The sequence below is a fragment of the Pseudomonas sp. GW823-FHT02C02 genome (assembly GCF_058797635.1).
Genome location: NZ_JBXAJV010000028.1, coordinates 1 through 21,837, shown reverse-complemented (window position 1 = coordinate 21,837; position 21,837 = coordinate 1). Strand labels below are relative to the sequence as shown.

26 protein-coding genes are annotated in these 21,837 nt (G+C 58.5%); 9 read left to right on the top strand and 17 right to left on the bottom strand.

What is annotated here, in order from left to right; translation table 11 throughout:
* Positions 1-99: 99 nt before the first annotated feature.
* Positions 100-1,176, bottom strand: a complete 1,077-nt coding sequence (locus AC1ROI_RS32360) for an aminopeptidase (RefSeq protein ID WP_077748818.1) — start codon at positions 1,174-1,176, stop codon at positions 100-102.
* A 60-nt stretch (positions 1,177-1,236) separates the two neighbouring features.
* On the opposite strand from AC1ROI_RS32360, the gene AC1ROI_RS32355 reads away from it, so the two are divergent.
* Both AC1ROI_RS32355 and AC1ROI_RS32350 read left to right on the top strand, forming a co-directional pair.
* On the top strand, positions 1,237-1,659 hold the full coding sequence (locus AC1ROI_RS32355) for a PA0061/PA0062 family lipoprotein (RefSeq protein ID WP_077748817.1): 423 nt from the start codon (positions 1,237-1,239) through the stop codon (positions 1,657-1,659).
* 40 nt (positions 1,660-1,699) lie between these two features.
* On the top strand, positions 1,700-2,122 hold the full coding sequence (locus AC1ROI_RS32350) for a PA0061/PA0062 family lipoprotein (RefSeq protein WP_042932455.1): 423 nt from the start codon (positions 1,700-1,702) through the stop codon (positions 2,120-2,122).
* Between the two features lie 6 nt (positions 2,123-2,128).
* Here the strand turns inward: AC1ROI_RS32350 and AC1ROI_RS32345 are convergent, their stop codons facing one another.
* Positions 2,129-2,362, bottom strand: a complete 234-nt coding sequence (locus AC1ROI_RS32345) for a DUF1161 domain-containing protein (protein WP_010465702.1) — start codon at positions 2,360-2,362, stop codon at positions 2,129-2,131.
* A gap of 193 nt (positions 2,363-2,555) precedes the next feature.
* Complete coding sequence (locus tag AC1ROI_RS32340) at positions 2,556-2,987, bottom strand: OsmC family protein (RefSeq protein ID WP_008152515.1); 432 nt, start codon at positions 2,985-2,987, stop codon at positions 2,556-2,558.
* 242 nt (positions 2,988-3,229) lie between these two features.
* On the opposite strand from AC1ROI_RS32340, the gene AC1ROI_RS32335 reads away from it, so the two are divergent.
* Positions 3,230-4,231 carry an LLM class flavin-dependent oxidoreductase gene (locus AC1ROI_RS32335; protein ID WP_102595201.1) on the top strand — a complete coding sequence of 334 codons (1,002 nt, stop codon included), beginning with the start codon at positions 3,230-3,232 and terminating at the stop codon, positions 4,229-4,231.
* A 63-nt stretch (positions 4,232-4,294) separates the two neighbouring features.
* Here AC1ROI_RS32335 and AC1ROI_RS32330 read toward each other — a convergent pair whose 3' ends face one another.
* Together AC1ROI_RS32330 and AC1ROI_RS32325 are read right to left on the bottom strand one after the other, a co-directional pair.
* A complete protein-coding gene (locus tag AC1ROI_RS32330) occupies positions 4,295-4,519 on the bottom strand; it encodes a DUF1161 domain-containing protein (protein WP_010465708.1) in 225 nt (74 codons plus the stop codon).
* 123 nt (positions 4,520-4,642) lie between these two features.
* On the bottom strand, positions 4,643-4,858 hold the full coding sequence (locus AC1ROI_RS32325) for a dodecin (RefSeq protein ID WP_010465710.1): 216 nt from the start codon (positions 4,856-4,858) through the stop codon (positions 4,643-4,645).
* Between the two features lie 156 nt (positions 4,859-5,014).
* Here AC1ROI_RS32325 and AC1ROI_RS32320 point away from each other — a divergent pair, with 156 nt between their 5' ends.
* The gene (locus tag AC1ROI_RS32320) at positions 5,015-5,341 is read left to right on the top strand and encodes an ElaB/YgaM/YqjD family protein (RefSeq protein WP_010465712.1); all 327 of its coding nucleotides are present in this window, start codon (positions 5,015-5,017) and stop codon (positions 5,339-5,341) included.
* Here the strand turns inward: AC1ROI_RS32320 and AC1ROI_RS32315 are convergent.
* A complete protein-coding gene (locus tag AC1ROI_RS32315) occupies positions 5,314-6,231 on the bottom strand; it encodes a LysR family transcriptional regulator (RefSeq protein ID WP_102595202.1) in 918 nt (305 codons plus the stop codon). The genes AC1ROI_RS32320 and AC1ROI_RS32315 overlap by 28 nt on opposite strands.
* 112 nt (positions 6,232-6,343) lie before the next feature.
* On the opposite strand from AC1ROI_RS32315, the gene trpB reads away from it, so the two are divergent.
* The 3 genes from trpB (at position 6,344) to AC1ROI_RS32300 (ending at position 8,953) form a co-directional block, all read left to right on the top strand.
* Positions 6,344-7,564 (top strand): tryptophan synthase subunit beta, encoded by a 1,221-nt coding sequence (trpB, locus tag AC1ROI_RS32310; protein ID WP_010465716.1) that lies wholly within the window; start codon positions 6,344-6,346, stop codon positions 7,562-7,564.
* On the top strand, positions 7,564-8,376 hold the full coding sequence (gene trpA, locus AC1ROI_RS32305) for a tryptophan synthase subunit alpha (protein WP_010465718.1): 813 nt from the start codon (positions 7,564-7,566) through the stop codon (positions 8,374-8,376). Before trpB ends, trpA begins: the two co-directional genes overlap by 1 nt.
* 121 nt (positions 8,377-8,497) lie before the next feature.
* The gene (locus AC1ROI_RS32300; RefSeq protein WP_083375334.1) at positions 8,498-8,953 is read left to right on the top strand and encodes an anti-virulence regulator CigR family protein; all 456 of its coding nucleotides are present in this window, start codon (positions 8,498-8,500) and stop codon (positions 8,951-8,953) included.
* Between the two features lie 52 nt (positions 8,954-9,005).
* Here the strand turns inward: AC1ROI_RS32300 and AC1ROI_RS32295 are convergent, their stop codons facing one another.
* The 11 genes from AC1ROI_RS32295 to AC1ROI_RS32245 form a co-directional block, all read right to left on the bottom strand.
* On the bottom strand, positions 9,006-10,967 hold the full coding sequence (locus AC1ROI_RS32295) for a DUF7844 domain-containing protein (protein ID WP_102595203.1): 1,962 nt from the start codon (positions 10,965-10,967) through the stop codon (positions 9,006-9,008).
* Positions 10,964-11,284, bottom strand: coding sequence for a DUF2388 domain-containing protein (locus AC1ROI_RS32290; protein ID WP_010465724.1), 321 nt, complete (start codon positions 11,282-11,284; stop codon positions 10,964-10,966). Before AC1ROI_RS32290 ends, AC1ROI_RS32295 begins: the two co-directional genes overlap by 4 nt.
* A gap of 28 nt (positions 11,285-11,312) precedes the next feature.
* Complete coding sequence (locus tag AC1ROI_RS32285; protein ID WP_010465727.1) at positions 11,313-11,630, bottom strand: DUF2388 domain-containing protein; 318 nt, start codon at positions 11,628-11,630, stop codon at positions 11,313-11,315.
* Positions 11,631-11,736: 106 nt separating this feature from the next.
* Positions 11,737-12,054 carry a DUF2388 domain-containing protein gene (locus AC1ROI_RS32280; protein ID WP_010465729.1) on the bottom strand — a complete coding sequence of 106 codons (318 nt, stop codon included), beginning with the start codon at positions 12,052-12,054 and terminating at the stop codon, positions 11,737-11,739.
* A 144-nt stretch (positions 12,055-12,198) separates the two neighbouring features.
* Positions 12,199-12,408 (bottom strand): DUF1127 domain-containing protein, encoded by a 210-nt coding sequence (locus tag AC1ROI_RS32275; RefSeq protein ID WP_010465731.1) that lies wholly within the window; start codon positions 12,406-12,408, stop codon positions 12,199-12,201.
* Between the two features lie 260 nt (positions 12,409-12,668).
* Complete coding sequence (locus tag AC1ROI_RS32270) at positions 12,669-12,884, bottom strand: DUF1127 domain-containing protein (RefSeq protein ID WP_007902752.1); 216 nt, start codon at positions 12,882-12,884, stop codon at positions 12,669-12,671.
* Positions 12,885-13,203: 319 nt separating this feature from the next.
* Positions 13,204-14,697: a succinyl-CoA:acetate CoA-transferase ScpC gene (gene scpC / locus AC1ROI_RS32265; protein WP_010465734.1), complete on the bottom strand. Its 1,494-nt coding sequence runs from the start codon at positions 14,695-14,697 to the stop codon at positions 13,204-13,206.
* A 180-nt stretch (positions 14,698-14,877) separates the two neighbouring features.
* Positions 14,878-16,314 carry an NAD(P)(+) transhydrogenase (Re/Si-specific) subunit beta gene (locus tag AC1ROI_RS32260; RefSeq protein ID WP_010465736.1) on the bottom strand — a complete coding sequence of 479 codons (1,437 nt, stop codon included), beginning with the start codon at positions 16,312-16,314 and terminating at the stop codon, positions 14,878-14,880.
* Positions 16,314-16,634: an NAD(P) transhydrogenase subunit alpha part 2 gene (locus AC1ROI_RS32255; RefSeq protein WP_003187417.1), complete on the bottom strand. Its 321-nt coding sequence runs from the start codon at positions 16,632-16,634 to the stop codon at positions 16,314-16,316. The genes AC1ROI_RS32260 and AC1ROI_RS32255 overlap by 1 nt, the downstream gene beginning before the upstream one ends.
* 15 nt (positions 16,635-16,649) lie before the next feature.
* Positions 16,650-17,771 carry a Re/Si-specific NAD(P)(+) transhydrogenase subunit alpha gene (locus tag AC1ROI_RS32250; RefSeq protein WP_010465739.1) on the bottom strand — a complete coding sequence of 374 codons (1,122 nt, stop codon included), beginning with the start codon at positions 17,769-17,771 and terminating at the stop codon, positions 16,650-16,652.
* A 435-nt stretch (positions 17,772-18,206) separates the two neighbouring features.
* Positions 18,207-19,106 (bottom strand): LysR family transcriptional regulator, encoded by a 900-nt coding sequence (locus AC1ROI_RS32245; RefSeq protein WP_010465740.1) that lies wholly within the window; start codon positions 19,104-19,106, stop codon positions 18,207-18,209.
* A 157-nt stretch (positions 19,107-19,263) separates the two neighbouring features.
* Between AC1ROI_RS32245 and AC1ROI_RS32240 the strand changes: the two genes are divergently transcribed.
* Both AC1ROI_RS32240 and AC1ROI_RS32235 read left to right on the top strand, forming a co-directional pair.
* The gene (locus AC1ROI_RS32240) at positions 19,264-20,445 is read left to right on the top strand and encodes an acyl-CoA dehydrogenase (RefSeq protein ID WP_010465741.1); all 1,182 of its coding nucleotides are present in this window, start codon (positions 19,264-19,266) and stop codon (positions 20,443-20,445) included.
* A 13-nt stretch (positions 20,446-20,458) separates the two neighbouring features.
* Positions 20,459-21,679 (top strand): CaiB/BaiF CoA transferase family protein, encoded by a 1,221-nt coding sequence (locus tag AC1ROI_RS32235; RefSeq protein WP_102595204.1) that lies wholly within the window; start codon positions 20,459-20,461, stop codon positions 21,677-21,679.
* The last annotated feature ends 158 nt before the right edge of the window (positions 21,680-21,837 follow it).

Here is a 21,837-nt window from a genome sequence, read left to right as displayed (position 1 = left end):
TGAAAACGCCTTCGCGGGCAAGCCTCGCTCCTACAAAAGCAACATAGATCCCGTAGGAGCGAGGCTTGCCCGCGAAGAGGCCCGCCCAGCCACCAGATTTTATGACCCCGTCAATGCCTTCAGCGCTACCTTGCGCTCAACCACTGGCAACGCACCAAGCTGCTCGACGGCGGCATAAAACTTCAGCCAGTCCCCACCCTCCTGCCTGTACAGCGCCGCAAACGCCGGCACCCATTGGTCATACAACCCAAACGGTAACAACCGGGCGTTGTTCATTGGCGCGTTGATCCACGCGTCATAGCGTTTATCCCCGGCCCATTGGCTATCGCGCAGCTGTCGATAGTCATGGCGCAGACGTTCGAATTCCGCCGCTTTGCGTTGGCGCATCTGGTCGGCGGGCAGTGGCAGGGCGTAGAGATTTTCAAGCCGCGTGCGGGTATCCATAACCAATTGAATAAATTGGTCTCGATGCTGCGCCTGCGCGCCATTGTCCGCTGCCAGACCGCGTGATGCCCGCCATTGCCGGGTGCCTTCCTGCTCGACGAAGGTGGCGAAGGACTCGTTGAACTCGGTGTCGTCCTTCACATAAAAGCGCTGGTGCGCGAGCTCGTGGAAGATCAGCGTTGCCAGCCGCTCGTCGCCCCAACCCATCATTGAGCTGAGAATCGGATCGTTGAACCAGCCGAGCGTCGAATAGGCCTCGACGCCGCCAATGGACACGTCCATACCTTTCAGGCGTTGCAAGGCCGCTTCGCCGCGGGCAGCACTCTGGCTGTAGTAACCGCGATAGGCGACGCAACCGGCGATAGGGAAGCAATGGTTTTGTGCTGTCAGGGAAAATTCCGGGGTGGCAAAGACGTTCCAGACCACGAACGGCCGGCCAATGTCGGCGTACAGACGGTAGCTCTGGTTATCCGGCAGATGCAGCTGTTGGCTGGCGAATGTCCGGGCCTTTTGCGATTGGGTCAGGTGCGCACGCAGCATCGGATCGCGAGACGGATCGGCAAGCACCTGGGCCACCGGCTCCCTGGCCCGCAGCAATTGCAGCTGACCGCTGGCCAACTGGCTGTAATAGCTGACGCTGGCGCAACCGCTGAGGAATAAAAGCAACATACCCGGAAACAAAATCCGCAAAACGCGATCAAGTAACCCAAGGCTTGGAAGCGGCCTGATCAAAATAAAATCATCCCTGGAGAGTCTGCCCGCAAGACTATCCCGCCTGACTGGAGCTCCGCTATGCGCAAATTGATGCTGACGGGAGGCTTGTTGATGCTGACCGGCTGTGCTGGTTTCGGTTTACCTCACCATGATCCATCGCAAGCATGGATCGAACTGGACTCACAGCAAGAAGACACCGCCCTGCAAGCGCTGGAAGTCGATGACAAGGCCTCTACCGACAAGCGGTATTTCGAGGTGCATCCGGGCCGTCATGAGCTGACGGTGCGCTACCAGTTTGCGGTCCAGCCCACCAACATCGGCCCCGACGCCGAGCCGCTGTGGCGTGACTGCCAGTTAAACGTGAAATTCAACGACTTCAATGCCGGTGAGCGATATCAGCTGCAAGCGGGGAATATCGGCTTCCGGCCATGGGCAAAGCTCTATGACCAGCAACGAAAAGTGATTGGCCAAGGCACGCCGGCTGGCTGCCAAAGCAGCTGATCGGCGCTATGCTGAATGACCATCCTTTGGGACATTCATCATGCGCAGATTGATGCTGTTGCTCGCGGCAGGCGTGGTTGCCGGCTGCCAGAGTCCGTTACCGGCGGTAAATCCGCAGATGGCCTGGATCGACTTCTCGACGCCATTCCCCAACGACAGGTTGCTGATGGCAGAGCGACTGGACAAACAGCGATTGCGTGACGGGCGTTTTTTCCAGGTGACGCCCGGCAGCCATGAGCTGGTCGTCAGGTTCGACTTTGAGGTGCCCGGTGGTGGGGGCATGAACATGATGAACACCCCCACGGAACGGCTGTGCTACCTGACCGTCAAATACGATCATTTCGAAGCCGGCCAGCGTTATGTGCTGGAAGGCCGTTCGATCGCCTTCACCCCAAGCGCCCGATTGTTCAACGCAAAGCGGGAGATCGTCGCTGAAGATCGGCAGACCTATTGCGTCCCGTGAGGTGAATCAGCGGTCGTTTTTCTGGTAGATGATTTTCTTTGTGCCGTTTTCGCAGCTGCCGACGACCATGTTCTGATCGTGGACTTCGTCATTGGTGACGATTTCCAGGGTGTAGGACGAGACGTTATTGGCCTGGATCTTGGCCTCGATCTCGGCCTTGAGTTCTTCACAGGATTTCGGTGCCGCCAGGGCCGAAGTGGCCAGCGTGCAACCGATAATCGCCAAGGCAAAACGTTTCATGGTTGAAGCTCCCTTGAGGCCGCGCGCAGTTTTTGCGCTTGAGCGGCTGTCATTTATTCGACCACAGTTTTGCAAAGCGAGTTCTGACACCGCTCACAAAGCGCAGCTTTATCGTTGGAATTGTGTTGTTTACAAGTTCGCCTTCGCGAGCGGGTCGGGTCGCGAAGGCGTCAGTACATTCAGCGCCTGATCATCAGCTGACCAACGTCGCATCCAGGCTGATTTTCGCATTCAGCACTTTGGACACCGGGCAGCCTTCTTTGGCCTTGTTGCTCAGCTCCTCGAACTGCGCCTGAGTCGCCCCGGGGATTTTCGCCTTGAGGATCAATTTCACCGCAGTGATCGCAAAACCACCGTCGACTTGATCCAGGGTCACTTCAGCATTGGTATCGATGCTGTCAGCCTTGAGCCCGGCATCACCCAGGATCATCGAAAACGCCATCGAGAAACATCCCGCATGCGCCGCGCCGATCAGCTCTTCCGGATTGGTGCCTTTGCCGCCTTCGAAACGAGCCTTGAAGCCGTAGGGCGCTTCTCTGAGTACACCGGTTTCAGTAGAGATCGAGCCGATGCCGGTTTTCAGATCACCTTCCCAATGAGCCGATGCTTTCTTCGTAATAGCCATGTCTGCCTCCTCAAGATCCGGTGCGAGCGTCGCACCTTCGTGGTTTTCGGTTGCTAGGGTTCTGAGGGTAGACGGTTGTGCAAAGTTCACCTCATCTCATAAAGTCCTACTGCTTTCGTAGGATTTTTTGGCCTGGCTATTGAATCTCGGGTATATGCCCTCATTGCATGAAGCACGCTTATAGATTCGGCAGGTTTTCGTTCGCAAGAAAAACCTGCGCCCACCATTGGAGAAGCAGGCTTATGAAACGACTGTCCGATATCAAGTTTTCGACCCTTGATCTGGTGCCCGTGCGCGAGAACGGCAGCGCGGCCCAGTCGCTGCGTAATTCCCTGGACCTGGCGCAGCATGTCGAAAAATTAGGCTATACCCGCTTCTGGGTCGCCGAACACCACAACATGGACGGCATCGCCAGTTCGGCCACCTCGGTATTGCTCGGCTACCTGGCCGGTGGCACGTCGACCATTCGTGTCGGCTCCGGCGGCGTGATGCTGCCCAACCACGCGCCGCTGGTGATCGCGGAGCAATTCGGCACACTCGAAAGCCTGTATCCAGACCGGATAGATCTGGGTTTGGGGCGCGCCCCCGGTTCCGATCAAATGACTGCACGCGCCCTGCGTCGCGAACGTTCCGGCAGCGCCGACGAGTTTCCGGAAGATGTTACGGAGCTGATGCGATATCTCGGCCCACGCACGCCTGACCAGCGAATCATCGCCATGCCGGGCACCGGCACCAATGTCCCTGTCTGGTTGCTGGGCTCCAGCCTGTTCAGTGCACAATTGGCCGGTGAGCGCGGTTTGCCCTACGCCTTCGCCTCGCATTTCGCACCGCGCTTCATGCACGAGGCGATTCGCGTCTACCGTAATCACTTCAAGCCTTCTGCTGTGCTGGATAAGCCGTATGTGATGCTCGGTGTGCCGCTGGTCGCCGCTGACACTGACGAGCAGGCGGATTACCTGGCGACATCGGTCTATCAGCGCATCCTGGCGTTGATGCGTGGCCAAAGCCTGGTGCAGCGTCCGCCGGTGAAAACCATGGATGGCCTGTGGCTGCCCCATGAGAAAGAAGCCGTCGGCGATTTCCTCGGGCTGGCGATGGTGGGCAGCCCGCAGAAGATCCGCGCCAAGCTTGAAGTGCTGATCGAGCAGACTCAGGCGGACGAGCTGATTTTCACCTGCGACCTTTACGAACATGCGGATCGGGTGCATTCCTATGAGCTGCTGGCGCAGGTCATGAAGGGCTGAGGCGCCGACGCCGCCACACAAAAAAGCCGACGCATTGCGTCGGCTTTTTGATTTGTAGGGACATCAGTCTTTCTTGTAGACGATTGCCTTGGTGCCCTTTTCACAGGTACCGACGACTGTTCCGCCGGCCTCAGCGCCTTTATCGACGATTTCCAGTGAATAGCCGGCAACGCCCTTGACATCCAGTTTTGCTGCGATTTCGGCTTTCAGCTCTTCGCACGATTTGCCGTCAGCAAAGGCTGTTCCTGCAAGGCTCAACAAACCTACCGCTAAAATAAAATACTTCATCTGTCGCATTCCCTGGTCGGATCAAAGGGAGCATCCAGCCATCAGCCGGAGGCACTCATGTAGCGCTTTGCCATTTCCCTATGGCATTCGGCCAGCGCGCAAGTTCAGGAGACTAGCTCAAACTCAGCTGCTGGCAATCCGGAACCCGACTTTGAGCGTCACCTGAAAGTGAGCGGCCTTGCCATCCTTGATGTGCCCGCGGGTTTCGGTCACTTCAAACCATTCCAGGTGCTTGATGCTCTTATTGGCTTCGGCCAGCGCGTTATTGATGGCGTCCTCAATGCTGCTGGTGGACGAGCCAACCAATTCGACTTTCTTGTAGGTGTGATGGTCAGTCATGGCGTTCTCCTTGGGTGTGAAATACAGCCTAGCAGTGATTTTTCGTATTACTTCTGTCGGCTAATGCCATGCAGAAGTTCAGATTTACTGCACTTTCTCGAACCGTTGAAGTCCCAACCAACACACGCTACTCATCATCAATGAAGGAGAGCCACCATGGCCAACACCTCTTTACGTAAAGCCTCATTGCAAAGCATGGAAGCCGAGATCGAGAGTCTGCTGAAATCTTTGGAAAATCTGAAAGACGACGCCTCGGACGAGTCGCGTAAAACCCTCAAAGCGCTGAAAGGCAACGCCGAGAACGCGCTGAAACATTCGCGCCATCTGCTCAGCGATGCGTATGAAGAAGTCAAAGTCAAAACCCGCGAAACCGGGATTGCCACTCGGGACTACGCCCAGGAACACCCTTGGACTACTGCGGGCGTCGCTGTCGGCGCACTGGGTCTGCTTGCGGCTTATCTGCTGTTCAAGCGCGGCGACTGATCGGTTTGGTGCAGCTCGGCCTTGAGCCACTGCGCCAACTGTCGAGCGCGCCCGTCCGCGGCGCGCTTGGGTAGCCACAAGGTCAGTTGCGCCGGGGTTTCACTGAATCCCCAGGGCGCAACCAGGCGACCGGCCTTCAAGTCCTCAGCCACCAGCGGCTCAGGCGCAATCGCCACCCCCAGCCCCGCTACGGCTGCTTCCAGCAAATAATACAAATGCTCGAAACTTTGACCGTACTTCAACGCCTTGGCGTCGAGGCCACTTTGCTGTGCCCAGCTCGGCCAAGCCTGTGGGCGCGAGGTGGTGTGCAGCAAGGGTTCGTTCAATAACGCTGTGGCCTGCGCAGCTTGCAGCCTTTCATAACCCGCGAAACGCGGGCTCATCACCGGGCCGATTCGTTCGCTGGCCAACTCATAGACTTGCATGTCCGCCGGCCATGGCGGCTCGGCAAACACCAGCAGGGCATCGAGCCCCGGCCGTCGCGGATCGAGATCGCCTTCCCCGGCCGACAGGTGCAGGCGCAGGTCGGGCAAGTCCGCATTCAGTCGTCCCAGGCGTGGAATAAACCAGCGCGCCAACAAACTGCCCGAGCAACCCAAAACAAATGGAGCGTCAGCGGTGCTTTGGGTCAGCTCTGCGCAAACGGTGCGTAGACGTTCAAAGGCCTCACCGCTGGCATCGCGCAAACGCACGCCGGCATCTGTGAGTTTCAGGCCGCGTCCATCCTTGATGAACAGGCTCACACCGAGGTGTTCTTCGAGCACCTTGAGTTGTCGGCTGACCGCGCCATGAGTGACGTGCAGCTGTTCGGCAGCCTGACTGACGCTGTTCAGCCGTGCCGTGGCTTCAAAGGCGCGAAGGGCGTTGAGCGGGGGAAGGTCGTGGCTCATGGGATCTGTGAGTTTTCCTGACAGGTTGTGGCGATCTTATCGGTTTTCAGGCTGGGACGTCAGGGGTAGAGTGACCGTCATTGTCATCTCACGAATCCCACTGGAGCGACCCATGACCCAGACTAATCTGCGCAACGGCCCCGACGCTAACGGCCTGTTTGGCTCGTTCGGCGGCCGTTACGTCGCTGAAACCTTGATGCCGTTGGTGCTCGACCTGGCCCGTGAATACGAATTGGCCAAGGAAGATCCAGCATTCAAAGAAGAATTGGCCTACTTCCAACGGGACTACGTCGGACGTCCAAGCCCGCTGTACTACGCCGAACGCCTGACCGAATTCTGCGGCGGCGCAAAGATTTATCTGAAACGCGAAGAGCTGAACCACACCGGCGCGCACAAGATCAACAACTGCATCGGCCAGATCCTGCTGGCTCGGCGCATGGGCAAGAAACGCATCATTGCCGAGACCGGCGCCGGCATGCACGGCGTGGCGACGGCGACCGTGGCTGCACGTTTCGGCCTGGATTGCGTGATCTACATGGGCACCACCGACATCGAGCGTCAGCAGGCCAACGTGTTCCGCATGAAACTGCTGGGTGCCGAAGTGATCCCGGTGGTCGCCGGGACTGGCACCCTGAAAGACGCGATGAACGAAGCGTTGCGTGACTGGGTGACCAATGTCGACAGCACCTTCTACCTCATCGGCACCGTGGCCGGCCCGCACCCTTATCCAGCGATGGTTCGCGACTTCCAGTCTGTTATCGGCAAAGAAACCCGTACTCAACTGCAAGCCCAGGAAGGTCGTCTGCCGGACAGCCTGGTGGCGTGCATCGGTGGCGGTTCCAACGCCATGGGCCTGTTTCACCCGTTCCTCGATGACAAAAGCGTCGAAATCATTGGCGTGGAAGCCGCCGGTTACGGCATTGAAACCGGTAAACATGCCGCCAGCCTGAACGGCGGTGTTCCGGGTGTGCTGCACGGCAACCGTACTTTCCTGTTGCAGGACGACGATGGCCAGATCATCGACGCCCACTCGATCTCGGCCGGCCTCGACTATCCAGGCATCGGCCCGGAACACGCTTGGTTGCATGACATCGGCCGCGTTCAGTACACCTCGGTGACCGACGACGAAGCCCTCGATGCGTTCCACAAATGCTGCCGCCTGGAAGGGATTATTCCGGCACTGGAAAGCGCCCACGCCTTGGCCGAAGTGTTCAAGCGCGCACCGACCCTGCCCAAAGATCACCTGATGGTGGTCAACCTGTCCGGTCGTGGCGACAAAGACATGCAAACCGTGATGCACCACATGGAACAATCGAAGCAGGAGAAACACTGATGAGCCGCCTGCAAACGCGCTTTGCCGAACTCAAGGAACAGAATCGCGCCGCCCTGGTGACCTTCGTCACCGCTGGCGACCCGAGCTATGACACTTCCCTGGCGATCCTCAAAGGCTTGCCCGGTGCGGGTGCCGATGTGATCGAGTTGGGCATGCCCTTCACCGATCCAATGGCCGATGGCCCGGCCATCCAGTTGGCCAACATCCGTGCCCTTGGCGCCAAGCAGAACCTGGCGAAAACCCTGCAAATGGTTCGCGAGTTCCGTGAAGGCAATACCGAGACGCCGCTGGTGCTGATGGGGTATTTCAACCCGATCCACATGTACGGCGTGCCGCGCTTCATCGCCGACGCCAAGGAGGCCGGTGTTGATGGTTTGATCGTGGTCGACCTGCCGCCGGAGCATAACGGTGAGCTGTGCGAGCCGGCGCAGGCCGCGGGACTGGATTTCATCCGCCTGACCACGCCGACAACCGACGATGTGCGCCTGCCGACCGTTCTGAACGGCAGCTCTGGCTTCGTCTACTACGTGTCGGTTGCCGGTGTGACCGGGGCGGGCGCGGCGACGCTGGAACACGTTGAAGAAGCGGTTGCTCGTCTGCGTCGCCACACCGACCTGCCGATCAGTATCGGTTTCGGCATTCGTACACCGGAGCAAGCGGCGTCCATCGCGCGTCTGGCCGATGGTGTGGTGGTGGGTTCGGCATTGATCGACCACATCGCCAATGCCTCAACGCCGGCGCAGGCGGTTGATGGCGTGCTGAGCCTTTGCTCGGCGTTGGCTGAAGGCGTGCGTAAGGCCCGCGTCAGCTGAAGGTAAAGTTCCTGATACAGAGGAATTAGAGCCTCGCGGCACAGACTAAACAGCAAGACCGAGGGCTTCAGGACTACGTTCTGAAGCCCTTTTTGCTGTGTGTGCAGTGAGGAAAGACCTGATGAAAATGCCGAAACGTCTGATTGCCAGCCTGGGCGTGCTGATGCTCAGTGCCACGCCGCTGCTGCATGCGAGCGCCGATCAGCGCGACGATCACGACCGCGGCGGCCCGCCGCAGGGCCATTACGATAACCGTGGTGACAACCATGGCGATGACCACCGTGGCCCGCAGGACAATCATCGCGGCGGCCCTCCGCCACGGGACTTCGGCCCGGTGCGCCAGACTATTCACGATAACCACGGCTATTTTGTACGCGGGGCACCCCCTCCTCCAGGTGTTCATCTGGTGCGTGGTCGACCATTGCCTCACGGCTATTACGGTGAGCGTCTGGATAATCGTGCCTTGGGGCGGCTGCCGCATTACCCGGGCTACGAATGGCGCCGTGCAGGGGGCGACATTGTGCTGATCGCCGTGGGCACCGGGATCGTCTATGAAATTCTGGAAGGGGTGCTTTGATTTAACGTGCAGGCAAAGAAGGCGTCATGGATCATCCACGACGCCTTCTTGCTTATGGCAACTCCAGCCCGCCTGCTGCTTTATGCAATTTGCGCAAATGTTCGCCAACCAGTTTCAGGTTGGCTTCATTGGCGGCCATCTCCGCTGCCCGGCCTGGTTCGAGCAGCGCTCTGACTTCCTTGTCCAGATCGCCGGTCAGCAGCTGAAGCTGCTTCTGCCGCAGGTTGCTTTCCGATTCCAGGCGCTGCCATTCATTCGGTTGAGGCAATCCGTAACCGCCGGTGCCGAGCAGCTCTGCGGGACGACTGAGGAAGCCGCTATTAGCGAGAATTTGCTGCAAGGTCGCGTTTGCCTTGTCCATACCGCCGTTCTTCAATTCCCGTGCGCCCAGATAACGCTGTTTAACTTCATCCTGGGCCAGCACCAGTTGTTGACGGAAGCTTGCCTGCTCCAGCAACAGCAACGCCGCGCTGGTGCGCAAGTCAGCCTGCTCAAACCATTGCCGGCGCTCGTCAGCTTTTAATGCCAGCCAGTCTTCGACTTTTTCCTGCTTGATCGGCAAGTGCTTTTTCAGCACTTCGAACATCGCTTGGTAACGATCACGGAAGGAGTCGAAGCGGTAACCCAGGCGCAACGCTTCGCGTGGGTCATCCAGCACGCTGGTATTCGCCAGTCCGCGGCCCTTCATCACTTCCAGCAAGCCGTTGGGCATGATGCTGTCGAGCCCGACCAGTTTCGCGTTGTTGCTGCCGCTGCGCAGCAACTTCAAGCCTTCCACCGCGCAGTTGTTGGAGAGGAAATAATAATTGCCGTCGTAACTCCAATGCATCTCGGCGGCGTGTTCCACCACGTCTTCAATTTCGTTGCGCGTCAGGTTCAGCGGTACCGAGGCCAGGCTGCGCAGTTCAGTCTTGGTGTATTCGTCGATCACTTGGGCCAACGGCAGTACAAACAGGCGCGAGGGGTATTTACCCACCAGCCCATCCCAGCTCGAGAGCTGCACGTCGCCGACGAAGGCGCGGTAGGACAAGACCAGGTGCTGGTCGAGATCCAGTCGGCAATCTGGCCCGCGAGGCCGACCCGGCGCGCAGATCACCAGGCGCAACATGCTGTGCCCCCAGCGACTGACCCAGTTCTGGTTGGCTTCGGCCAGCAGATAGTCGACGGCGTACACCCGTTCCGGATCGACTTGGCCCAGCGGTTGTTTAGCAAAGTCGTTGCCGGCATTGAGGAAGGCAAAGGATTTGCTGCACGGGTCCTTGGCGGCGGGAGCCCAGCCGAAATGTTCTTTGTAGTAGCGATACAGCGCGGGGCGACGGCAGGCATAGCTCGGGTCGAGGAGGAAATACTCCATGTTGACCGCGACAAACTCTTTGGGACTGCTCGTTTCGTAGATGTCCGGGCTGCGGGCGATCTGCCGGTTGTGCTGCTCGCGCTCGCCACGGCGACCGACGTATTGCGGCCAACCGGCCAGGTCGAGCAAGCGCGGATCATCGCTCAGGGTAAAGCGGCGGTCGGATTGACCACGGCATTCATCCGGGATGCCGATCAGGCCGGAACTGTTGTTGCGCCGGGTACAGCGCTGGATCAGCGTACGTCCCGCGTCCGGCCACAGGCGCGAACGGTCGTAAATATGGGTGAGTTCATGCAACACCGTTGCGAGCATTTCGCGGCGGACGGTGCCGTGGGGGCGATAGGTTTTCTTGGTGGCAGCGCTGCCGTCCGTGAGGCTGGCGAGTAGGTTGCGGTTCAGGTCGAGTTCGGACACCAGCGAAGCCTGGCCATAGGCATTGCTCGGCATGTCGTCGGTCCAGCCAACATCAATGCGCCGGTCCAGTTTTTCGATAAAACGTGGCGGCAAGGCCTGCATGGCTTCATCGAGCAACGCCTGACTGGCTTGCTGTTGTTCGGCGCTCAGACCCTCGGTCTTGAGTCGTAATTGCAAGCCAGCCTGGGCCGTGTTGCACAGCAGCAACATCAGCCCGGCCAGCAGCCAGGCGTTTGGCGACCTCACAGTGCGAGGATGGCTTCGGCGAGCACCTGATCACTGGCGTCCCGGGCTTCCGGCACACGGGTGCGCAATGTACTGAAGGCGGCCTCCAGATGCGCACCACGAATATCCCCATCGCTGGCGACGAAACTCGCGGCATCATCGTGGGCTTCGCGAATAATTTTCGAGTCGCGAATGGACGTCGTGGTATCGGAAGTGAAATCAAGTGTGCGTTGGGTGGCATTGATGAGGATGTTGCTGGTGGCAACCAAGGTGTGCGCCTGGGTCACATCGGCCAATAAAAGCAGGCCAAGGGCAACAGCAATCAGAGGGCTACGCATGGAACGACTCCGCAAGGACAAAGGATAACTATTGGACGAGAATTGCCTGCGCCAGTTCAAGGTCGCTTGCATGAAGTTTTGGCTGGCTGCGGCGCAAGTAAATCAACGCGGATTCCAGTTGCGCTCCGCGTAGTTGGCCGTCACTGGCAATGAACGCCGCAGCGTCATCGTGTGCGGCGATCAGCAGCTTACGGTCGAAGGGGGCGGCGGTCACCATGCTGGTGGCGTAACCCGTGACGACGATGCCTTGGGTCGACAAGTTGAACGCGTCGAAGGCATAGGTCGGGGCCGACCAGCAGGCCGCGAGAAATACTGAAATGAAAAGCTGCTTTGAAAGAAGACGCATGAGACTCGTTTGTCGAAAGCGAGTCCAAAGGCTAGCGCAATCCCCGGGCTAGAGCCAGTGCCGAAACATTGGGACACGACAGGCGTGTCCCATGTGACAGCGTTGCTTAGATCGTCAGGATGGCCTGTGCCAGCTGTGCATCAGTGGCGTTTAGCTGAGGAGCCTGGTGGCGGATGTGGTCAAGTGCGCTTTCCAGTTTCACGCCACGAATGGCGCCTTCGCTGGCGACGAAGCTGGCGGCGTCGTCACGGGCAGCGCGCACGATCTTGTCATCGCGAAAGGAGGAAGTGACATCGGAGGTTGCATCGGAACTGGACTTAAGTGCGCCTACGACGGCATCCGTGGTCACGATAAAGCTGGTCGCGTGGGAATTGGCAGCCACGGCAAGCAGGGCTGCAGCGCTGAGCAGACGAAGACGGGACATGGTGTAACTCCTTTGGATAACCGATTGAGAGGTGTTGAGGTAGCTGTTGAGTCAGACGCCTGTCGAACAGCGCTCGCCACGTTCTGGCTTGATATTAGGCCTGCTTTTATCGGTTCGAACAGTCCCTTCTGTTAAAGCAGCGGCCTAGCGCCAGAACGGTTTATCCAATTCATTAATCCGATCCGCGTGGCTGATGCCTAGGTCCGAGAGTTGCTGATCATTGAGCTGGCCCAGCAAACGCCGGGTTCTGGCTCTCTCAAGGGCGGCGGCGAGCGACTGCAGCAATCGTTTAAGTCTGTGGAGTCGAGGCTTCTTTAGAAGGGCGGGGGCAGAAACATTCAGTAAGTTATCCATGGCGCGAAGTCCTTTTGCCGGAGAGTCAGGACTTCATGTTGAGCGCAGCGACACTGGGCCTACAGATACACTGTCGTAAAATTGTACTGGTGCAATATGATAAATATTAAAACTGTACTCATTGTCGGCTAACCCTTTTGTACGGCCGCCGACCAGGGCCGAAAACGACAAAGCCCGTCGTGGTTTCCCACGACGGGCTTTGTTTTTTCAATTTGGAGTGCTGGCGGTGGACCCGGTGGGTCAGAGCCAGCGACGCTAACTTAGCGCCAGAACGGCTTGCTCAGCTCTTCGTAGCGTTGTGCTTCGCTAATCCCGGCATCAGCCAGCAGACGCGAATCCAGACGAGCCAGTTGATGGCGGCTGGAGATGCGGCGCTGCCACAGCATCAGGTTGGCAATAACGCGAAGAGGCATGGAAGCCTGGGTTTTTGCAGCGGTATCTTCGAAGAACAGTTCGGAACTGAGTGTACGTTCCATGGTTGACATCCTTCCGCTTGTGGCGGGATTAGGTAGTGGTTTAACTGATGCCAATGATCCTCTCGTTTGGCTAGTCTCTGTAGATACAGTTCACCTGTATTGTGAGGGACCAGTTAACTGTTAATAGGGGGTGTACTGGTCGAAATTGAGGCAACTGTACCTGTCGGCACTATATTGGTGCGATTTTGATGTTTTCGCTTGAATGGGTAGGCAAATACGGTAGGAAAAGACCAGTACAGCAGTACAGTTTTAAACAAAATCTAGTGTGGCCAAAGCCAGCTGACGCAACTGTGTTTGCGTCAGCTGTTTTTTTGCTGAATCAGACCGCCAGCATTCGTCCGGTTTCTTCCAGGTTGATGTGCCAGCGCAGGGCATCGCGCAGGATATGCGGGGTGTGCCCGCCCAATGCGCAGGCCGACGTAAAGTAGTCATCCAGCGCCTGGCGATAGTCCGGGTGCACACAGTTGTCGATGATCACCCGTGCTCGCTCCCGTGGTGCCAGGCCACGTAGGTCGGCCAGGCCAATCTCCGTCACCAGGATGTCGACGTCATGCTCGGTATGGTCGACGTGGCTGACCATCGGCACCACGCTGGAGATCGCGCCACCCTTGGCGATGGATTTGGTCACGAAGATTGCCAGGTGCGCGTTGCGCGCAAAGTCCCCGGAGCCGCCGATGCCATTCATCATGCGTGTGCCGCAGACATGGGTAGAGTTGACGTTGCCGTACAGGTCGAACTCCAGAGCGGTGTTGATGCCGATGATGCCCAGGCGCCGCACGACTTCCGGGTGGTTCGAGATTTCCTGTGGCCGTAGGACCAGTTTGTCCTTATAGCGCTCGAGGTTGCCAAAGACGTCGGCGTTGCGCCGGCTCGACAGGGTGATCGAACTGCCTGACGCAAAACTCAGCTTGCCGGCGTCGATCAGGTCGAAGGTCGAGTCCTGCAGCACCTCGGAATACATGGTCAGGTCTTCGAATGGCGAGTCGATCAGGCCGCACATTACCGAGTTGGCGATGGTGCCGATACCGGCCTGCAATGGGCCGAGCTTGTTGGTCATGCGCCCGGCAGCCACTTCTTGCTTGAAGAAGTCGATCAGGTGATCGGCAATGGCTTGGGTGTCGACGTCCGGCGGCAGGACAGTGGAGGGCGAGTCGGACTGGTTGGTGATCACGATCGCGACAATCTTTTCCGGCGGGATGGGGATGGCGGTGCTGCCAATGCGATCGTCAACCTTTACCAGCGGAATCGGTGTACGAGTCGGGCGATAGGTCGGGATATAGATGTCGTGTAGACCTTCGAGATTCGGGTTGTGCGCGAGGTTGATCTCGACGATCACCTGTTTGGCGAAAATCGCGAAGCTGGCCGAGTTGCCAACCGAGGTGGTCGGCACGATATGGCCCTGCTCGGTGATCGCCACGGCCTCAATCACGGCGATGTCCGGCAGCGTGAGTTGCTGGTTGCGCAATTGCTCCACGGTTTCCGAGAGATGCTGGTCAATGAACATCACTTCGCCGGCGTTAATCGCCTTGCGCAAAGTGCTATCAACCTGGAATGGCATGCGTCGCGACAGTACGCCGGCTTCGGTGAGCTGTTTATCGAGGTCATTGCCCAGACTGGCGCCGGTCATCAACGTGATTTTCAGCGGGGTGATTTTGGCGCGCTCGGCCAATGCGTGGGGGACGGCTTTGGCTTCGCCAGCGCGAGTGAAACCACTCATGCCGACGGTCATGCCGTCCTGAATCAGAGCGGCAGCGTCAGCGGCGCTCATCACCTTTTCCAACAACGAAGGCAAGCGAATACGATCACGGTACATGGATGGTTATCTCGGGCAACGGAAGCAAGGTGTGCAGTCTAGTGATTTGAAAAAAATCCGTCCCGCTACCATGGTCGAATGCAGAGGCCTGATTTAGAGCCTTTGGTCGGGTTTCACGGGGAATAAAAAAACCCCAGCCTACTAAAGGCTGAGGTTTTGGGTATTGCGTTGGAGCAGGTTTTACTCGACAGCTTTGACCATGTCTTCGATGACTTTCTTGGCGTCGCCGAAGACCATCATGGTTTTGTCGAGGTAGAACAGTTCGTTGTCCAGGCCGGCATAACCGCTGGCCATCGAGCGCTTGTTGACGATGATGGTCTTGGCCTTGAACGCCTCGAGAATCGGCATACCGGCAATCGGCGATTTCGGGTCGTTCTTCGCGGCCGGGTTGACCACGTCGTTGGCGCCGAGCACCAGCACTACGTCGGCCTGACCGAACTCGGAGTTGATGTCTTCCATCTCGAACACCTGGTCGTAAGGCACTTCGGCCTCGGCCAGCAGCACGTTCATGTGGCCAGGCATGCGACCGGCAACCGGGTGGATCGCGTACTTCACGGTCACACCGCGATGGGTCAGCTTCTCGGTCAACTCTTTAAGCGCATGTTGCGCCCGAGCGACCGCCAGGCCGTAACCCGGAACGATGATCACGGTGTCGGCGTTGGTCAGCAGGAAGGTCGCGTCGTCAGCCGAACCGGATTTAACCGGGCGGGCTTCTTTCGAACCGGCCGGGCCAGCCGCGTCTGCCGTATTGCCGAAACCACCGAGCAGTACATTAAAGAAGGAGCGGTTCATCGCCTTGCACATGATGTACGAGAGGATCGCACCGGACGAACCCACCAGCGAACCGGCGATGATCAGCATCGAGTTGTTCAGCGAGAAGCCGATCCCCGCGGCTGCCCAGCCGGAGTAGCTGTTAAGCATCGACACCACCACCGGCATGTCGGCCCCGCCGATCGGGATGATGATCAGCACACCCAGGACGAAGGCCAGGGCCAGCATCAACGCGAAGGCACTGAGGTTGCCGGTCAGCATGAAGGTGATGCCCAGCGCCAGAGTGGCCAGACCCAGCAAAAGGTTCAGCTTGTGCTGGCCGCCGAACTGTACCGGTGCGCCCTGGAACAGGCGGAACTTGTACTTGCCCGACAGCTTGCCGAAAGCGATCACAGAGCCGGAGAAGGTGATTGCACCGATGGCCGCACCCAGGAACAGTTCCAGACGGTTGCCCGCCGGAATTGCATCACCGAGCTGTTTGACGATGCCCAACGATTGCGGCTCAACGACCGCCGCGATCGCAATAAACACCGCAGCCATACCGATCATGCTGTGCATGAAAGCGACCAGTTCCGGCATCTTGGTCATTTCAACGCGCTTGGCCATGATCGACCCGGCAGTGCCGCCGACCAGCAGGCCGACGATGACGTAACCGATACCGGCGGTGGCCAGCTCAGCGCCCAGCTTATAGATGAGGCCTACGGTAGTGAGAATCGCCAGGCCCATGCCGAGCATGCCGAACAGGTTGCCACGGCGCGACGTGGTCGGGTGCGACAGGCCTTTGAGCGCCTGGATGAAGCAGATGGACGCAATCAAGTACAGCGTCGTTACGAGGTTCATGCTCATTACTTGGGCGCCTCTTCTTTTACTTTCGGGGCTTTTTTCTTGAACATCTCAAGCATTCTGCGGGTGACCAGGAAACCACCGAACACGTTTACCGCGGCCAGCGCCACGGCGAGGGTGCCCATGGTTTTGCCCAGTGGCGTCACGGTCAACGCGGCGGCCAGCATGGCGCCGACGATGACAATCGCCGAGATCGCGTTGGTCACCGCCATCAATGGCGTGTGCAGTGCAGGTGTAACGTTCCAGACCACGTGATAACCGACATAAATCGCCAGCACGAAGATGATCAGGTTGTAGATACCGGGGGAGATAAGCTCTTCCATCGTCTGAATCCCTGCTTAGGCGTTTTTGCGGATGACTTGGCCGTCGCGGCACATCAGGCACGCGGCGACGATGTCGTCTTCGAGGTTGATCTCGAACTGGCCTTCTTTGTTGAAGACCAGCTTCAGGAAGTCCAGCAGGTTGCGTGCGTACAGGGCCGAAGCGTCTGCCGCGACCGCGCCCGCCAGATTGGTCGGGCCGCAAATGGTCACGCCATTCTCGACCACGACCTGATCGGCCACGGTGAGCGGGCAGTTGCCGCCCTGGGCTGCGGCGAGGTCGATGACCACCGAGCCTGGCTTCATCTGCGCCACGGTTTCCGCGCTCAACAGCGTCGGCGCCTTGCGGCCCGGGATCAGCGCGGTGGTAATGACGATGTCAGCCTGCTTGGCGCGTTCGTGCACGGCCAGGGCCTGACGCTGCATCCAGCTGGCGGGCATTGGCCGGGCGTAACCGCCGACACCGACAGCGCATTCGCGCTCTTCATCGGTTTCATACGGTACGTCGACGAACTTGGCGCCGAGGGATTCGATCTGCTCTTTAACTGCAGGGCGCACGTCGGACGCTTCGATCACTGCCCCCAGGCGTTTCGCCGTGGCGATCGCCTGCAAACCTGCAACGCCGGCGCCCAGAATCAGCACGCGCGCCGCTTTCACGGTGCCCGCAGCCGTCATCAGCATCGGCATGAAGCGCGGGTAGTGGTGAGCGGCCAGCAACACGGCTTTATAGCCGGCGATGTTCGCTTGGGAGGACAGCACATCCAGGCTTTGAGCGCGGGAGGTGCGCGGAGCCGCTTCCAGCGCGAACGCGGTAATGCCGCACTCGGCCAGCTTGGCAATGGTTTCATTGCTGAACGGGTTGAGCATGCCGACCACAACGGTGCCGCTTTTAATCAGCGTCAGCTCGCTGTCGCTGGGGGCGACCACCTTGAGAATCAGCTCGGCACCAAACGCGTCGTTGGCGCTGCCAATTGTTGCGCCTGCCGCTTCATAAGCACTGTCGACAACGCTGGCGTTAATGCCGGCGCCGCTTTGCACAGTGACCTTATGACCCTGGCCGATCAGCTTCTTGATGGTTTCCGGGGTTGCAGCAACCCGCGTTTCACCCGTCTGGGTTTCGAGAGGAACACCAATGTGCACGTCAAATCTCCTGCGTGATCTTATTGAGTAAACCCAGGCACTTCGGATGGTGCGGCTGGGGCGGCCGATCAGCACGATCCCGCCAAATCTGGGCGGGGCGCGGCATTTTGCAGGCGAACTTTGTGCCCTTCAAGGGATTATGACGGGTGACGGAAAATTAACTACAAGTCACCCCGTGACCGAATGTCGCAACCGACCGCCTCAATCCCTTGCAGGCCGTGCCTTGTAAGGATTTTGGCCGAATTTCAAGAATTTACACATCGGCACGGTGAATGAGGCGTCATTGCTGGTGAATGGAGGCTCAAAGCCACGTCGGTAGGCACTTGTGGGACGTTTGTACTGCTTGTCGGTACAGTCTGCGAATATGCGACAAAAACGTATATCTGTAGGGCTTTGGTTTTGCTGACTACGGGGTCAGCTAACACCGGTAAGCCTTTACCCTTCTAGGCTGTAGCTCTGTGCTTGGGTGACCAGCCAATCGCGAAATGCCCGTAGAGACGCCGATTCGACCTTTCGCTCCGGAATCATCAGGTAATAGGCCTTAATGCTCGACAGCGCCTGAGTGTTGGCTATCACCAGGCGCTTCTCCGTCAGTTCGCGTTGAATCAGGAATGGCGGAATCAGCGCGATCCCCATGTCGTGCATCGCCGCTTGGGCAAGCATGGAGAATAGCTCGTAGCGCGGTCCTGTCATGTCCCGTGGCACATTCAGGTGCTGAGAGTTGAACCACTGGCGCCAGGCATAAGGGCGCGTGGTCTGTTGCAGCAGGGGCATTTCGGCGATTTCATCGGGTGTCAGATTGGCTTTTTTGCCCAGTAGCGTAGGACTGCACACAGGCATCGGATTTTCGCCCATTAGCCTGTGGGATTCGGTACCCGACCAATCCGCATCACCAAAGTAAATCGCGGCATCGAAGTCGGTATCGGCGAACAGGAAGGGGCGTGTGCGGTTGGTGAGGTTGACCGTCACTTCCGGGTGTTTGTGCTGGAAGTCTTTGAGCCGTGGCAGCAGCCATTGGGTGCCAAAGGTCGGTACGACGGCCAGCTCGATCACATTGGCGCCCTGTTGCCCCATCACGGACAAGGTGTCCCGCTCGACCGCGTCAAGCTGGGTTGCTACGCGGCGGCTGTAGGAAAGTCCGGCTTCCGTCAGCTTCACTCCGCGCCGCGAGCGTCGGAAAAGTTCTACGCTGAGGAACTCCTCGAGGCTGGCGATCTGTCGGCAAATGGCGCCTTGAGTGAGCGAAAGCTCCTGCGCCGCTTTGGTAAAGCTCTCGTGGCGCGCTGCCGCTTCAAAGCTGATCAGGGCGGTGGTGCTAGGGATTTTCCGGCGCATGTACTCCAACCTCACTAATACATCGCATAAAGGCTATTTCGCGACGTTACGGAGTGAGAAATTAGCACAACAGTATGCAAAATCCTCGTTTGCCGTAATGCCGGACCAGGCCTAGGATCAGTCCACGTTATTTGACCCGATTCGAGAGGACACACTCATGGGCGGTAAAGCTAGCTTCAACTGGATCGATCCCCTGCTGCTGGATCAACAGCTCACCGAAGAAGAGCGCATGATCCGCGACACTGCCGAGCAATTCGCTCAGCAGAAGCTCGCACCGCGCGTGCTTGAAGCTTTCCGTCATGAAAAGACCGATCCGGCGATCTTCCGCGAGATGGGCGAAGTGGGTCTGTTGGGTGCGACCATTCCCGAGCAGTACGGCGGCAGCGGTCTGAACTACGTCAGCTACGGGCTGATTGCTCGTGAGGTTGAGCGTGTCGACTCCGGCTACCGTTCGATGATGAGTGTGCAGTCCTCGCTGGTCATGGTGCCGATCAATGAATTCGGCACTGAAGCCCAAAAGCAGAAGTACCTGCCGAAACTGGCCTCGGGCGAGTGGATTGGCTGCTTCGGTCTGACAGAGCCTAACCATGGTTCCGACCCGGGCGCGATGATTACTCGTGCACGCAAAGTGGAAGGCGGCTACAGCCTGACCGGCAGCAAGATGTGGATCACCAACAGCCCGATTGCCGATGTGTTCGTGGTTTGGGGTAAGGATGATGCGGGCGACATCCGTGGCTTTGTTCTGGAAAAAGGCTGGAAAGGCCTGAGTGCTCCGGCGATCCATGGCAAGGTTGGTTTGCGTGCATCAATCACCGGCGAGATCGTCATGGACAACGTGTTTGTTCCTGAAGAGAACATTTTTCCTGACGTCCGCGGTTTGAAAGGCCCTTTTACTTGCCTCAACTCCGCGCGCTACGGCATTTCCTGGGGCGCTTTGGGCGCTGCCGAGTTCTGCTGGCACACCGCTCGCCAGTACACCCTGGATCGTCAGCAGTTCGGTCGCCCGTTGGCCGCCACTCAGCTGATCCAGAAGAAGCTTGCCGACATGCAGACCGAGATCACCCTGGCACTGCAGGGCTGCCTGCGTCTGGGTCGTATGAAGGATGAAGGCACGGCGGCAGTCGAGATCACCTCGATGATGAAGCGCAACTCCTGCGGCAAGTCCCTGGACATCGCGCGTATGGCGCGTGACATGTTGGGCGGTAACGGCATTTCCGATGAATTCGGTGTTGCTCGCCACCTGGTCAACCTGGAAGTGGTGAATACCTATGAAGGTACGCACGACGTCCACGCACTGATCCTCGGTCGCGCGCAAACCGGCATCCAGGCGTTCTATTAATAGGAGAACGTCCATGGGCGCGCTTTCGCATCTACGGGTACTGGATTTATCGCGGGTGCTGGCCGGGCCTTGGGCCGGGCAGATCCTTGCCGACCTTGGCGCCGAAGTGATTAAGGTTGAGCGTCCGGGCAATGGCGACGATACGCGTGCCTGGGGACCGCCCTTCCTGAAAGACGCCTATGGCGAGAACACCAGCGAGGCCGCCTATTACTTGTCGGCCAATCGCAACAAGCAATCGGTGACCATCGATTTCACGCGTCCAGAAGGGCAAAAGCTGGTGCGTGAGCTGGCAGCCAAGTCGGACATCCTGATCGAGAACTTCAAGGTCGGTGGCCTGGCGGCTTATGGGTTGGACTATGAGTCGCTTAAAGCCATCAATCCGAATCTGATTTATTGCTCGATTACCGGGTTTGGTCAAACCGGGCCTTACGCCAAGCGCGCGGGTTATGACTTCATGATCCAGGGTCTGGGCGGGCTGATGAGCCTGACCGGTCGACCTGAGGGAGATGAGGGCGCAGGGCCGGTGAAAGTCGGTGTGGCGCTGACAGACATCCTGACGGGGCTCTATTCGACGGTAGCGATCCTTGCCGCGTTGGCCCATAGGGAACAGGACGGTGGTGGTCAGCATATCGATATGGCGTTGCTGGATGTTCAGGTTGCGTGCCTGGCCAACCAGGCGATGAACTATCTGACTACGGGTAATGCGCCCAAGCGCCTGGGTAATGCACATCCGAACATCGTGCCCTATCAGGATTTTCCTACGGCGGATGGAGACTTCATTCTCACCGTGGGTAATGACGGGCAGTTCCGCAAGTTTGCGGAGGTGGCTGGGCAGCCTCAGTGGGCGGATGACCCACGCTTCGCGACCAACAAGCTGCGGGTGGCGAATCGCGCGGTGTTGATCCCGCTGATCCGTCAGGCGACTGTCTTCAAGACCACCGCTGAGTGGGTGTTACAGCTGGAGCAGGCGGGTGTGCCATGCGGACCTATTAATGACTTGGCTCAGATGTTTGCTGATCCTCAGGTCAAGGCGCGTGGTTTGGCGATCGAGCTACCCCATGTGCTAGCAGGCATGGTGCCGCAGGTGGCGAGCCCCATTCGCCTGTCGGAAACGCCGGTGGAGTATCGTAATGCGCCTCCGTTATTGGGCGAGCACACGCTGGAGGTTCTGCAGCGGGTGTTGGGTCTGGATGCAGAAACGGTCGCCGCTTTCAAAGTGGCGGGGGTCCTCTGAAGATTCCTTCTATATAGAGGAGGTGGTTTTGCTCTCCTATATAGAAGGAAGCGGTCTGTTTTCCGGCTTTCTGCAAGTTATTGATAGAAAAGCCAAATCAGGGGTTGACGGCAGATTCTGGAAGTCTATAATTCGCCCCACTTCCGGCGCAGTCGAAA